General features: G+C 69.3%; 15 protein-coding genes and 1 pseudogene. 12 read left to right on the top strand and 4 right to left on the bottom strand.

Annotation, left to right across the window (positions count from 1 at the left end; translation table 11 throughout):
• The 5 genes from VFF46_RS14315 to VFF46_RS14295 all read left to right on the top strand — a co-directional run.
• A partial coding sequence (locus VFF46_RS14315; protein ID WP_325037602.1) for a sugar phosphate isomerase/epimerase family protein occupies positions 1–829 on the top strand: 829 nt, incomplete at its 5' end.
• A gap of 14 nt (positions 830–843) precedes the next feature.
• Complete coding sequence (locus VFF46_RS14310) at positions 844–1599, top strand: sugar phosphate isomerase/epimerase (RefSeq protein WP_325037601.1); 756 nt, start codon at positions 844–846, stop codon at positions 1597–1599.
• Positions 1600–1682: 83 nt separating this feature from the next.
• Positions 1683–3122 carry a diguanylate cyclase domain-containing protein gene (locus VFF46_RS14305; protein WP_325037600.1) on the top strand — a complete coding sequence of 480 codons (1440 nt, stop codon included), beginning with the start codon at positions 1683–1685 and terminating at the stop codon, positions 3120–3122.
• 57 nt (positions 3123–3179) lie between these two features.
• Positions 3180–4247 (top strand): hypothetical protein, encoded by a 1068-nt coding sequence (locus VFF46_RS14300; RefSeq protein WP_325037599.1) that lies wholly within the window; start codon positions 3180–3182, stop codon positions 4245–4247.
• Positions 4247–4498: a hypothetical protein gene (locus VFF46_RS14295; RefSeq protein WP_325037598.1), complete on the top strand. Its 252-nt coding sequence runs from the start codon at positions 4247–4249 to the stop codon at positions 4496–4498. The genes VFF46_RS14300 and VFF46_RS14295 overlap by 1 nt, the downstream gene beginning before the upstream one ends.
• A gap of 108 nt (positions 4499–4606) precedes the next feature.
• Here the strand turns inward: VFF46_RS14295 and VFF46_RS14290 are convergent.
• The 3 genes and pseudogenes from VFF46_RS14290 to VFF46_RS14280 form a co-directional block, all read right to left on the bottom strand.
• A pseudogene (locus tag VFF46_RS14290) lies at positions 4607–5110 on the bottom strand (GNAT family N-acetyltransferase); the annotation flags it as partial.
• A gap of 25 nt (positions 5111–5135) precedes the next feature.
• Positions 5136–5366, bottom strand: a complete 231-nt coding sequence (locus VFF46_RS14285; protein ID WP_325037597.1) for a hypothetical protein — start codon at positions 5364–5366, stop codon at positions 5136–5138.
• Positions 5367–5418: 52 nt separating this feature from the next.
• A complete protein-coding gene (locus VFF46_RS14280; RefSeq protein ID WP_325037596.1) occupies positions 5419–6165 on the bottom strand; it encodes an SDR family oxidoreductase in 747 nt (248 codons plus the stop codon).
• 86 nt (positions 6166–6251) lie between these two features.
• Here VFF46_RS14280 and VFF46_RS14275 point away from each other — a divergent pair, with 86 nt between their 5' ends.
• The 5 genes from VFF46_RS14275 to VFF46_RS14255 all read left to right on the top strand — a co-directional run bounded on the left by VFF46_RS14275 (position 6252) and on the right by VFF46_RS14255 (position 10307).
• Entirely contained in the window at positions 6252–7091 is an 840-nt protein-coding gene (locus tag VFF46_RS14275) for a helix-turn-helix transcriptional regulator (protein WP_325037595.1), read from the top strand.
• Between the two features lie 75 nt (positions 7092–7166).
• Complete coding sequence (locus tag VFF46_RS14270; protein WP_325037594.1) at positions 7167–8042, top strand: aldo/keto reductase; 876 nt, start codon at positions 7167–7169, stop codon at positions 8040–8042.
• Positions 8043–8081: 39 nt separating this feature from the next.
• A complete protein-coding gene (locus VFF46_RS14265) occupies positions 8082–8426 on the top strand; it encodes a tetratricopeptide repeat protein (protein WP_325037593.1) in 345 nt (114 codons plus the stop codon).
• 169 nt (positions 8427–8595) lie between these two features.
• Positions 8596–9708 (top strand): LLM class flavin-dependent oxidoreductase, encoded by a 1113-nt coding sequence (locus VFF46_RS14260; protein WP_325037592.1) that lies wholly within the window; start codon positions 8596–8598, stop codon positions 9706–9708.
• Positions 9705–10307: an FMN reductase gene (locus tag VFF46_RS14255; RefSeq protein WP_325037591.1), complete on the top strand. Its 603-nt coding sequence runs from the start codon at positions 9705–9707 to the stop codon at positions 10305–10307. Before VFF46_RS14260 ends, VFF46_RS14255 begins: the two co-directional genes overlap by 4 nt.
• Here the strand turns inward: VFF46_RS14255 and VFF46_RS14250 are convergent.
• Positions 10293–11063, bottom strand: coding sequence for a TetR/AcrR family transcriptional regulator (locus tag VFF46_RS14250; RefSeq protein WP_325037590.1), 771 nt, complete (start codon positions 11061–11063; stop codon positions 10293–10295). The genes VFF46_RS14255 and VFF46_RS14250 overlap by 15 nt on opposite strands.
• A 96-nt stretch (positions 11064–11159) precedes the next feature.
• Here VFF46_RS14250 and VFF46_RS14245 point away from each other — a divergent pair, with 96 nt between their 5' ends.
• Together VFF46_RS14245 and VFF46_RS14240 are read left to right on the top strand one after the other, a co-directional pair.
• Positions 11160–12107 (top strand): ATP-binding cassette domain-containing protein, encoded by a 948-nt coding sequence (locus VFF46_RS14245; RefSeq protein WP_325037589.1) that lies wholly within the window; start codon positions 11160–11162, stop codon positions 12105–12107.
• The gene (locus VFF46_RS14240) at positions 12104–12883 is read left to right on the top strand and encodes an ABC transporter permease (protein WP_325037588.1); all 780 of its coding nucleotides are present in this window, start codon (positions 12104–12106) and stop codon (positions 12881–12883) included. The genes VFF46_RS14245 and VFF46_RS14240 overlap by 4 nt, the downstream gene beginning before the upstream one ends.
• Positions 12884–13058 lie beyond the last annotated feature (175 nt).

The following is a 13058-nucleotide window of genomic DNA, read 5'->3' as shown; positions in this document are numbered from 1 at the left end:
GCGGGATCGACGCATGAACCGGTACAGCCTCAACCAGGCGACCACGAAGTACTGGCCGCTCGAAGACGTGGTCGGAGCGAGCGCGAACGCCGGGCTCGAGTGGATCGGGCTGTGGCGCGAGCCGATCCAGGAGTACGGCGTCGACAAGGCGGCGAAGCTGGTCGCCGGCGCCGGGCTGAAGGTGTCCTCGCTGTGCCGCGGCGGCTTCTTCACCTCGACCGATCCCGCCGAACGGCAGGCGAAGATCGCCGACAACCGGCGCGCGATCGACGAGGCCGCGACCATCGGTACGTCGGTCCTCGTACTCGTCAGCGGCGGCCTGCCTCACGGATCGCGGGACCTCGACGGCGCCCGGGCGATGGTCCGCGACGGGCTCGCCGAGCTGGCGCCGTACGCCGCCGAACGCGGGGTCACGCTCGCGGTCGAGGCGCTGCACCCGATGTTCTGCTCGGACCGGTGCGTGGTGTCGTCGCTCGGCGGCGCGCTCGACCTGGCCGAACAGTTCCCGGTCGAGCAGGTCGGCGTGATCGTGGACGCGTACCACCTCTGGTGGGACGCCGACGTGTACCGGCAGATCGAGCGGGCCGGCGCGCGGATCGCGTCGTACCAGGTCAGCGACTGGGTGGTACCGCTGCCGGCCGACACCTTGCTCGGCCGGGGCATGATGGGCGACGGCGCGATCGAGCTCCGCCGGCTGCGCGTGGCCTGCGACGCGGCCGGGTACGACGGGCCGATCGAGGTCGAGATCTTCAACCAGCAACTGTGGGACGCGCCGGGTCAGCAGGTCTTCGACCTGGCGTACGCGAGGTATCAGGAACACGTCCTCTGAAGGAGAGTACCTGTATGACTGACCGGACCATTCCCGCCGACGGTATCGGGATGCACCTCTACACGATGCGAGACGTGCTGGCCCAGGACTACCCGGGCACGCTGAAGCGGCTCGCCGGGATCGGGTATCGCACGGTGGGGGTGAGTGGGCGGTTCGAGCACAGTGCGGCGGAGATCCGTGGGTTCGCGGACGACGCCGGGCTCGCGATCGTGCTCGAGCACGTCGGCTACGCCCGGATGACCGACGACTGGGCCGGCGCGCTGGCCGACGTACGGACGCTCGGCGGACAGTGGGCCGTCGTACCGTCGATCCCTTCCGAGCTGCACTCGGTCGAAGGGTTCAAGACGGCGGCCGCCGCGTTCACCGAGGCCGGCAAGGCGGCCCGGGACGCCGGGCTGAAGTTGCTGTTCCACAACCACGGTCACGACTTCGACGAGATCGACGGGCGGGTGCTGTACGACATCCTGCTGGACGTCGACCCGGAGCTGCTCGGGTTCGAGCTGGACCTGTACTGGGCGGTGGACGGCGGGCACGACCCGGCGAAGCTGTTCCAGGAGCACCCGGGCCGGTTCCCGGCGCTGCACGTGAAGGACATGGCCGCGGACGGCTCGTGGGAGGACGTCGGCGCCGGCAAGCTGGACTTCGGCGCGATGTTCGCGCATGCGGAGTCCGGTGGCGTCGAGCAGTACCTCGTCGAGCATGACAAGCCGACCGATGCCTGGCAATCAGCTGAGCGCAGCTACCGGGGCCTGACCGAGCTGCGGTACTGAAACGGCTGTGACAACAAACGCTTAACCGGGTCAGCTGTGGATACAGCTGCTCACGGCGGGTGAAATCGGCCTATTCTCAACGGGTGCAGAACGAGCCCGCGGTCCGGCTGTCCGCCGTCCGGCGCCTGTACGAGGTGAGTGCGCGGATGGGCGCCGGGCGCAGCCTTGCCGAGACCCTGCAGGCGGTCGTCGACGGGGTCGTGGACGGGCTCGGTTTCGGCATCGCGGTGCTGAACCTGCGCTATCCGGACGGCAAGTTCGAGGTGATCGCGGTGGCCGGGTCCCCGGAGGCCCGGGCCGCGCTCCTCGGCCGGGTGAGCGCGGCGGACCTGTTCGACGCCGAGTTCGCGATCGCGGACGTCTGGGGCAAGCTCCGGTTCGTGCCGCACGAGCGGCTGCCGGAGGGCGAGGTGACCGGCTGGGTTCCCGACGTACCGGTGTCCGACGCGCCGGACGCGTGGCACCCGCTGGACGCGTTGTTCGCACCGCTGTACTCGTCCGAGGGCGAGCTGGTCGGGATGCTCTCGGTCGACCTGCCCGAGGACCAGCGGCGGCCGGGGCCGATCCACCGGGAGCTGCTCGAGATCTTCGCGACCCAGGCCGGCGTGGCGATCGACAAGGCCCGGCTGACCGATCAGCTGCTCGCCGAGAAGACCCGACTGGAGGCGAGTGAGGCGACATTCCGGCTGGTCTTCGAGGGCGCCGGGAACGGGATGGCGACGATCGCCTTCGACGGGCCGGACCTGGGCCGGATCCTGCGGGTGAACGACGCGTTCTGCCGGATCACCGGCTACACCGCGGACCAGCTGCTCGGGATGCGGCTGGTCAGCTTCCTGCGCGACGACGAGCCGGACCAGACCCGGACCGAGCTGGAAGAAGTTGCCGCCAGCAACGGCACGTACCGGTTCGAGCGAGTCTTCACGCAGCCGTCCGGGAACGCGATCTGGCTCGGCGGTACGGCGTCGCTGGTCGAGCAGGGCGCCGGGCAGCCGCGGATCCTGCTCGTGCAGATCGACGACGTGACCGCCCGCAAGGACGCCGAACGCCAGCTCCGGCACCACGCCGCGCACGACCCGCTCACCGGCCTACCGAACCGGCGGCTCCTGCAACAGCGCTTCGCGAAGGTGCTCGAGCAGACGCGATTCACCGGGCGGCCCGGCGCACTGCTGTTCTGCGACCTCAACCACTTCAAGCTGGTCAACGACAGCTACGGGCACGAGGCCGGCGACCACGCGCTGCGCGAGATCGCCACCCGGCTCAGTACTGCGGTCCGGCACGGCGACACGGTCGCACGGCTCGGCGGCGACGAGTTCGCCGTACTCGCCGAGGACATCACCGGCGACGACCTCAGCACGCTGATCACCCGCCTGGAGGACGCGGTCAGCCGCCCACTGCCGAACATCGACATCCAGGTCACCACCAGCGTCGGCACCGTCCCCATCACACCGACCACCACCGACCTCGACACCCTCCTGCACGAGGCCGACCAGGCCATGTACACCGCAAAGAAGAACCGCTCGTAGCTGACACGCTTGCACCTTTCGGCGTGTAGGAACTGTGCATCGACTGGTGGGGGGAAGATGCGCACAGTGATGAGCGGTCCGGCGCGGGTCGCCTACTCGCAGATCTACGTGGAGAGCGGAGCGGACTGGGCCGATCTCGGCGAGTGCTTCGCCGGGCAGCAGAACGGACTCTGCGGCGCGGCGGTGCCGGGAACGCTGTTCCTGATCACCGGACTGCACACCGGGGAGGTGCAGTTCACGGTCGAGGTCCACGACACGATGCCGACGGTGGAGTACGACGCGGAGGACGTCGTCGAAGCGCCGTACCGGCCGATCGAAACCGCGCAGCTGGTCAGTTGGGGAGGTAGTGGATCGTGGGCGCTCGACCTCGATCCCGGCGCGGACTACCGGGTGCGCTACTCCGCGTGGGGGATGGACGCCGGCCACCAGGCGGGACCCCCGATGGACGGCGAGTCCTCGCCCGACCGGTACCTCCTCCAGTTCTGGCCCGCCCGCTCGGCCCCCGAGCGCATCGTGAAGCAAACGAGCCGCCAGGCGGCGTACAAGCACAAGGCGGTCCGCGAGTTCCCCACCCCCGCGGAACTGGCGGACCAGAAACGCGAAAAGGCCCGCCGAGCCGAGGAACAACGCCTCGCCGAGCACGCGGCCGCCTGGGGCGGGACCCTGCCGACCGAACGGCTCGAGAATGTCCGATTCGCCCGGGAGCTGTCCGCGCTGGACCGCCCGCTGGTGGACGCGTTCGAGCGGACCGGCCCGGAGACCCTCCGGGTGATCGCCCGCTGGACGGCCCGGCGCGCGTGCGTCGAGGCGGGGTTCGATCAACTCGAGGGGATCCCGGACGTGCTGGCACGGATGGACCGCGGCGACGCGTTGTACGACGCGCTCTACGGCCCGCGGCCGCCACGCCTGCCCGACGCACCGGTCACACTCGGATTCGGCATCCTGCCGACCTCGTGGGACAGCCGACTCGACCCGTTCGAGAACGTCACGAGGGTGGTCACCGCCGCCTGCTACGACGACCCGCTCCGCGCCGCGATCGGCACCACTTGGTTCGGCCTCGGACCGTTCGAGCACCACGATCAACTGTTCGCCGAGCTGCGGGTGGCCTTTCCGGAGGTGAGCTGATGCGCGTGTTGATGACCGGGCCGGCTTGGGTTTCGTACGCACAGATCTATGTCGAGAGCGTGCTGGACAGCTACTCGGATCTCGGCGAGTGCTTTGCCGGGCAGCAGAACGGGCTGTGCGGCGCGGCCTCGCCTGGGAGGTTGTTCCTGATCACCGGGCTGCACACCGGGGAGGTCGGGTTCACGGTCGAGCTGTACGACGACGTACCGCCGCTCGACGACACCTGGGAGGAGGTCGTCGAGACGCCGTAGCGGCCGCTGGGTGACGTGAGGTTGGTGACCTGGGCCGGGGACGGCGGCTGGTGGGACCTCCGTTCGGGGACAAGGCGCGGCTGATTGCCGAGCTGCGGCGGCGGTTTCTTACGAGCCCCGGTTTGTGAGGGCCTCGTCGGTCAGGCGGTACACGGTCCATTCGTCCTGGGGTTTGGCGCCCAACGACTTGTAGAAGTCGATGGCGGGGGTGTTCCAGTTGAGGACGGACCATTCGAGGCGTTCGTAGTTGTTGTGGACGCATTCCTGGGCGAGGGCGGTGAGGAGGGCCTTGCCGAGGCCGGTGCCGCGGGATTCCGGGCGGACGAAGAGGTCTTCGAGGTAGATGCCGTGGACGCCGCGCCAGGTCGAGAAGCTGAGGAACCAGATCGCGCAGCCGACGACCTGGCCCTCGTGTTCGGCGACGTGGCAGAAGACGGCCGGGGTGGCGCCGAAGAGGGCGGTGTGGAGCTGGTCCTCGGTCAGGTGGCACTCGTGGGGTGCGCGCTCGTATTCGGCCAGCGCGTACACCAGCTCCACCAGCGCCGGTACGTCGTCCGGCCGCGCCCGGCGGATCCGCTCGTCGGTCTGCATGTACCTATCCTCAGGCCTCGCGGCTGCCCGGGTGTGGCCGGGTCGGTTACACCGTGTCGCCGCGGGGGACCCTGGCCATCGTGCGGCGGATGTACTCGGCGGTGTCGATCCGCCCTGCCTCCCGGGCCGCGAGGTCCGCGACGTCGTCGCGTTGCGGTTCCCAGCCCTCCAGCTGGTTGTTCGCCAGGGCGTCGCTGACGCGCTGCTTCTGGTCGTCGTCGAGCGACTCGAACAGCTCGGGCCAGCGCTGGGCGTAGCGGCACGGTTCGTAGGCCATCGGTAACTCCTGGGTAGCGAGCAATTCAAACCACCCTACATAAGTGGGCTCATCACACTCCCAGGCCGCCGTCGACGCGGAGGACCGCGCCGGTCACGTACGAGGCGCGGTCGCTGAGCAGCCAGGCGGCGGCCTCGGCGACCTCCGCGGGGTCGGCGCCGCGGCCGATCGGGGCCTGGGCGATCAGCGCGTCGATGACGCCGGGTTGCGCGCGGTCCCAGTCCTGCAGCATCTCGGTGAGCGTGGTGCCGGGTGCGATCGCGTTCACCCGGATGTTCTCCGGGGCGTACGTGATCGCGGCGGACTCCGTGAGGCTGTTCACGGCCCGCTTCATTGCGCCGTACGCCGGAAGCGCCGGGTTGCCCGCGAAGCTGCCGACGCTCGACGTGTTGACGATGCTCCCGTGGCCGCTGGTGGCGCGGATCGCGGCGACCTCGGCGACGATCGCGGACCAGACGCCCCGCAGGTTCACGGCGTACACCTGGTCGAATTCGTCCCGCCCGAGCCCGTCCATCGGGCCCGGCTGCTGGCCGACGGCGCCGTTGTTGAAGGCCGCGTCCAGGCGGCCGTACTCCGCCACGGTCCGGTCGACGGCGGCGTGGATCGCGTCCGGGTCGGCCAGGTCGCAGACGACGTACCGCGCGTCGAGTTCCTTGGCGACGGCGGCGAGTTCGGACTCGGTGCGGGCGGCGAGCATCACCTGCGCACCTTCGGCGACGAACAGCCGGGCCGCCGCGGCGCCGATACCGCGCCCGGCGCCGGTGATGAAAATGACCTTGTTGTCGAGAAGTTTGCTCATGCCTTCGAGCCTTCGCGGCCCGCGCCCTGTTAACCAGGCATCCGTTGTACCTGGTTAACGCGCAGCGAGCGGGCAGACTGGAGGGCGTGGACAAGGCGGAGCTTGCGGCATTCCTGCGCAGCCGGCGCGAGCGGGTCGCCCCGGCGGACGTCGGCCTGCCGGCCGGGCGCAGACGCCGTACGCCGGGACTCCGCCGGGAGGAGGTCGCGCAACTGGCGTACATCTCCACGGAGTACTACACCCGGCTCGAGCAGGCGCGGGCGCCGCATCCGTCCGCGGAGGTACTGACGGGTCTGTCCCGGGCGCTCCGGCTGAACGATGCCGAGCGCAACCATCTGCACCACCTGGCCGGCGTACCACCGGTGCGACCGGTGGGACCGCCGCGCGAGGTACGGCAGAGCATCCTCGACCTCCTCGACCGGTTACCGAACGCGGCGGCGATCGTGCTCTCGGCGTACTGCGAGGTGATCGCCTGGAACCACCTGGCGACGGCGTTGATGGAGGACTTCTCGGTCCGCACCCGCGCCGAACGGAACCTGCTCCGGCGCGCGTTCCTGGGCGGCGACAAGCACGTGTACTCCGTGGTCGACGGCGCACGCTTCGCCCGGAGCTCGGTGAACCACCTGCGGTCCGTCGCGGCGCGGTACCCGGACGATCCGGAGCTGCGGGAGTTGATCGCCGAGCTGTCCGAGAGCCCTGAGTTCACCGCATTGTGGAAAGCGCACGAGATCGCCGGCGAACCGACCCTGTGCAAGTCGTTCCAGCATCCACTCGTCGGCCTGGTCACGGTGAACTGCGACGCGCTCGCGATCCCGGACCGCGACCAGCAGGTGATCATCTACACCGCGACCCCCGGCTCGCCGTCGGAGGAGGCGCTCCGGCTGCTGTCGGTCGTCGGCACGCAGCGGCTCGACGTACCGGGCTGATTAATCGACCGCACTGCTGACTGTGTGCGGATATTCCTGTTGGAATTGTGGTCGGTCGCGCGGGACGTTGGACATATGGCAACTGACACGAACAAGACCCGCCGGATCGGTGACGTCGAGGTGTCCGCGATCGGGCTCGGCGGGATGCCGATGTCGATCGAGGGACGGCCCGACGAGGCCCGTTCGATCGCGACCATCCACGCCGCGCTCGACGCCGGGATCACGCTGATCGACACCGCCGACGCGTACCACCTGACCGCGACCGACGACGGCCACAACGAGACCCTGATCGCGAAAGCGCTGGCGTCGTACGGCGGCGACACGTCGAACGTGCTCGTCGCCACCAAGGGCGGCCACCTGCGGCCCGGCGACGGCAGCTGGACGCAGGACGGCTCCCCGAAGCACCTGTTCGAGGCGGCCGAGGCGTCGCTGAAGCGGCTCGGGGTGGAGGCGATCGGGCTGTACCAGTTCCACCGCCCGGACCCTAAGACACCGTACGCGGACTCGATCGGCGCGATCCGGGACCTGCTCGACGCCGGCAAGATCCGGATGGCCGGCATCTCGAACGCGAACCCGGACCAGATCCGCCAGGCGCAGGAGATCCTCGGCGGCCGTCTGGTGTCGGTGCAGAACCAGTTCTCCCCCGCCTTCCGCTCCAGCGAGCCCGAACTCGAGCTGTGCGACGAGCTCGGCATCGCGTTCCTCCCGTGGTCCCCGCTGGGCGGGATCAGCCGGGCCGGCGACCTCGGCGCGAAGCACCCCGCGTTCCACACCCTCGCGGCCGAGCTCGGCGTCTCACCGCAGCGCCTCACGCTGGCGTGGATGCTTGCCAAGTCCCCGCACGTGATCCCGATCCCGGGGTCGAGCCGTCCGGAGACGATCCGGGACTCGTACGCCGCCGTCGAGCTGCGGCTGACCGCCGACCAGGTCGCCGTACTGGATGCGGCCTGACCTGGGCATATTCGCCAGGCGGGCGGTGTTGAGCAGCGCATGGAAGACATGCGCGCACTGAGCTACGGCCTCGGACAGCAGTACTTCGAGGACCGTGACTACCGCGGCGCGATCCGCGCACTGCAGCCGGTGGTCGACGAAACCCCCGAGGACGTCGGTACCCGGCTGCTGCTGGCGCGGGCGTACTACCACGCCGCACTCCTGAAGCCCGCCGAGGAGCACCTCCAGGCGGTCATCGAACGCGAGCCAACCGAGTACTACGCCCACCTGATGATGGCTCGCACCCTGGAACGCCTGTCCCGCCCGGACGAGGCCGGCAAACACCGCCGGATCGCCGCCGCGCTGACCGGCGACGACGAACTGCTGACGCCCCATACGGTCTGAAGGCGGACCTCCGCCACTGACCAACAGGCCAGAAGCAACGCCGACCCCGCCACGCTGAGCGTGGCAACGGGTCGGCGTTGCTGTTTGGTCAGTGGCTGGGGTACGGAATGACTTCGCAAGCCCCGACGTTCTGGTAGTTTAATAGTCAACCATCTACCGAGGAGGACGGATGCAGTTCGGGGTGTTCAGCGTCGGGGACGTGACCGAGGACCCGACCACGGGGACCACCGTGTCCGAGGGCGAGCGGATCAAGGCGATGGTGCGGATCGCGCTCAAGGCGGAGGAGGTCGGGCTGGACGTGTTCGCGCAGGGCGAGCACCACAACCCGCCGTTCGTACCGTCCTCGCCGACGACCCAACTCGGTTTCATCGCCGCGCGGACGTCGAAGATCATCCTGTCCACCTCGACGACCCTGATCACCACCAACGACCCGGTGAAGATCGCCGAGGACTACGCGATGCTGCAGCACCTGGCCGACGGCCGGGTCGACCTGATGATGGGGCGCGGCAACACCGGTCCGGTGTACCCGTGGTTCGGGCAGGACATCCGGAACGGGATCGCGCTCGCGATCGAGAACTACGCGCTGCTCCGCCGGCTCTGGCGCGAGGACGTCGTCGACTGGGAGGGCAAGTTCCGGACGCCGTTGCAGGGGTTCACCGCGACGCCGCGGCCGCTGGACGACGTACCGCCGTTCGTCTGGCACGGGTCGATCCGGTCGCCGGAGATCGCCGAGCAGGCGGCGTACTACGGTGACGGGTTCTTCCACAACAACATCTTCTGGCCGATCTCGCACACCAAGCAGATGATCGAGCTGTACCGCCGGCGCTTCGAGCACTACGGGCACGGCGCCGCGGACCAGGCGATCGTCGGGCTCGGCGGGCAGATCTTCATGCGGAAGAACTCGCAGGACGCGGTCCGGGAGTTCCGGCCGTACTTCGACAACGCGCCGGTGTACGGGCACGGGCCGACGCTGGAGGACTTCAGCCGGGAGACGCCGCTGACCGTCGGTAGCCCGCAGCAGGTGATCGAGCGGACGCTGTCGTTCCGGGAGCACTTCGGCGACTACCAGCGGCAACTGTTCCTGATCGACCACGCCGGCTTGCCGTTGAAGACGGTCCTGGAGCAACTGGACATCCTCGGCGAGGAGGTCGTTCCGGTACTGCGGAAGGAGTTCGCGGCGCTGAAGCCGGCGCACGTACCGGACGCGCCGACGCATGCCTCGCTGAAGGCCGCGGCCGAGCGGGCGCGGGAACTGGAGACGATCGAGGAGCCGGCCCGATGAACGAGAAGGTCATTGCTGTCGTGTCGGCCGGGCTGACGACCCCCTCGTCGTCCCGGCTGCTCGCCGACCAGCTCGCGGACGCGGTCCGCGACGAGTTGTCCGGGCGCGGAATCGGCTCGCGGGTCGAGCTGATCGAAGTACGCGATCATGCCCACGAACTGACCGACAACCTGCTCACCGGCTTCCCGCCGGCGAAGCTCCGCGAGGTCCTGGACACGGTCGCGGCGGCCGACGCGCTGATCGTGGTCAGCCCGACCTTCAGCGCGTCGTACTCCGGTCTGTTCAAGATGTTCTTCGACGTACTCGACGACCAGGCGCTGGCCGGCAAACCCGTCCTCCTGGCCGCCACCGGTGGCACCGAGCGACACTCGCTGGTCCTGGAGTTCGCCCTGCGCCCGCTGTTCGCGTACCTGAAGGCCCTCCCCGTCCCCACCGCCGTCTACGCCGCCTCCACCGACTGGGGCCCCAACGCCGCCACGCTCCGCCCCCGAATCACCCAAGCAGCCGCCGAACTGGTCGCCGCCCTCCACCACGAGACGCCGGCCGCAGCAGACCCCTTCGAGAACCCGACCCCCTTCGAGGACCTACTCAACAGCTGATCTCGACGCGATCAGTTGGGCGAGGCCGTCGAGGATGGTGGTCAGGCCGAAGCTGAGGGCGTGGGCCGGGTCCAGGGCGGACTGGAAGTGTTCGCCTACGGCGGTGCCTACACGGCCGGCCAGGGGGAAGTTGGTGCCGGTCATGACGGTGGTGAGGGTGGGAGAGATCTGACGCCACCACTCCTGGTCGGTGAGGCCGGAGTCGCGTTGGGTCCGCAGTTGTTCGGCGCCGGCTCGGGCGGTCCCCTGGACGTGGGTGAGGACCAGGGTCAGGGCTGAGTCCATCTCGACGTCGGTGAGGCCCAGGCCGTCGAGCGGGCGGAGCTCGATCTCGTACTTGCGGGTGATGTTCGGCCCGAGCGCGGTGCGCACCGTGGGTACGTCGTGGATCCACGGGTGGGCGGTGAGGACGTCCCAGTTCCGGCGGGCGATGAATTCGAGGGCGCCGCGCCAGCCGCCGGGCTGGTTCACCGGCTCGTCGTCGGCGTACAGGTCGCCGTACGCCTGGTCGAACATCAGGTCGGTCAGCTCACCCTTGCCGGGGACGTGCGTGTAGAGCGACATCGTGCCGACCTTCAGCCGGTCGGCGACCATCCGCATCGAGAGTGCGTCGAGCCCCTCGGAGTCCGCCAGCGCGATCGCCGCCTCGACGATCGCGCGGACCGTGAGACCGGACCGGCCGGGCTTGGTGTGGCTGCCCCAGAGCAGCGCCAGACTGCGCGCCGGATCGGGCGCCGCCGCCTTTCTTCCCGCCACTCGGAACCTTCCTCCAGCGGTTGTCGTTGGACGAATCGTACCTGAGCCGTACAATGTACGGTACACTCTACGGTTCATCGACCCGAGAGGTGGGAAGTGACGAGCGAAACAGTGATCGAGGCCGTCGGCGTACGGAAGAACTACCGCGGCGGCACGGAGGGTGCGGGGCTGAACGGCTTCGACCTGGAGGTCACGGCCGGCACCGTGACCGGGCTGCTCGGCCCGAACGGCGCCGGCAAGACGACAGCGGTGCGGATCCTGTCCACGCTGCTCGAGCTGGATTCCGGTACGGCGACGATCGCGGGGTACGACGTACGACGGCAAGGGGCGGAGGTACGGCGGCGGATCGGCCTGGTCGGGCAGTACGCCGCCGTGGACGAGGTACTCACCGGGCGGCAGAACCTGGTGATGTTCGGGCGGCTGAACCACCTGCGGAACGCGAAGGCCCGGGCCGACGAGCTGCTGGAGCGGTTCGGGCTGACCGAGGCGGCCGGGCAGGCGGTCGGCAAGTACTCCGGCGGCATGCGGCGGCGGCTCGACCTCGCCGCGAGCCTGATCGTGGCGCCGCGGGTGCTGTTCGTGGACGAGCCGACGACCGGGCTCGACCCGGCCGGGCGGATCGAGGTGTGGAACGCCGTACGGCAGTTGGTCGACGGCGGTACGACGGTGTTGCTGACGACGCAGTACCTGGAGGAGGCGGATCAACTGGCGAACCGGATCTCGATGCTGAAGGCGGGGCGGGTGGTCGCGGAGGGGACGCCGGACTCGTTGAAGACGCAGCTCGGGGCGGACCGGCTGGAGCTGGTACTCGCGGATCCGGGCGACGTGCCGCGGGTCGTGGAGCTGGCCGCGCCGCTGTCGGACGGGGAGGTGCGGGTGACCGACGTACGGATCAGCATCCCGGTCAAGGATCGGACGAAAGCGCTGGTGGTGATGGCGAACTCGTTGCATGAGGCAAGGATCGAACCGGAGGACATCACGTTGCGGAGGCCGACGCTGGACGAGGTCTTCCTGCACCTGACCGGGGCGGAGGTGGCGGCATGATGTGGGTGCTCGCGGACAGCTGGACGATCGCGCGGCGGACGTTCCTGCACTGGCGGATGCAGCCCGGGCTGGTGGTGTTCACCTGGTTCTTCCCAGTGCTGATGCTGCTGCTGTTCGGCGGATTGCTCGGCGGGGCGATGGCGTCGGACGCGTCGTACTACGAGTTGCTCGTCCCCGGGATCTTCGCGCTGGCGATGCTGTTCGGGCTGGAGGGCACGATGACCGCGGTCGCGACCGACGTGTCGAAGGGCGTGACGGACCGGTTCCGGTCGCTGCCGATGAGCGCGGCGGCGGTGGTGCTCGGGCGGTGCATCGCGGACCTGCTCGACTCGGTGGTGACGTTGGCGGTTCTGGTCGCGACCGGTCTCGCGCTCGGGTGGCGCTGGCACGAGGGGTTGCCGTCCGCGCTGGCGGCGTTCGGGTTGCTGCTTCTGCTCCGGTTCGCGCTGCTGTGGGTCGGGATCTTCGTCGGCCTGTCGGTGAAGAACGCCCAGAGCGTCACGATGGTCCAGGTCCTCGTCTGGCCGATCGGCTTCCTGTCCAGCACGTTCGTCGCCACCTCGACGATGCCGACCTGGCTGGGCACCATCGCCCAGTGGAACCCGCTGTCCGCAACCGCCACCGCAGCCCGCGAACTCTTCGGCAACCCCGACCCATCCAGTACAGCAACCTGGATCGGCACCCACGCAGGCGCCGCAGCCGTCATAGCTCCCCTACTCCTGACCGCAATCTTCCTCCCCCTATCAGCCCACCGCTACCGAACCCTGTCGAGGTGAGGTCTACGACTCGGTTGGCGTACTGGAGGAGGGAGTGGTCGTGGGTTATGAGGATTGTGGTTCGGGTGGTGGGGAGGGATTGGATGAGGTGGTGGGCTGTGGGGGCGTCGAGGCCGGTGGTTGGTTCGTCCAAGAGGAGGACTGGGGTGTTGCGGAGGAGGGCTCTGGCTAGGGT

The organism is Kribbella sp., from assembly GCF_035655035.1.
Lineage (GTDB): Bacteria > Actinomycetota > Actinomycetes > Propionibacteriales > Kribbellaceae > Kribbella.
This window is presented reverse-complemented; position numbering and strand designations above follow the sequence as displayed.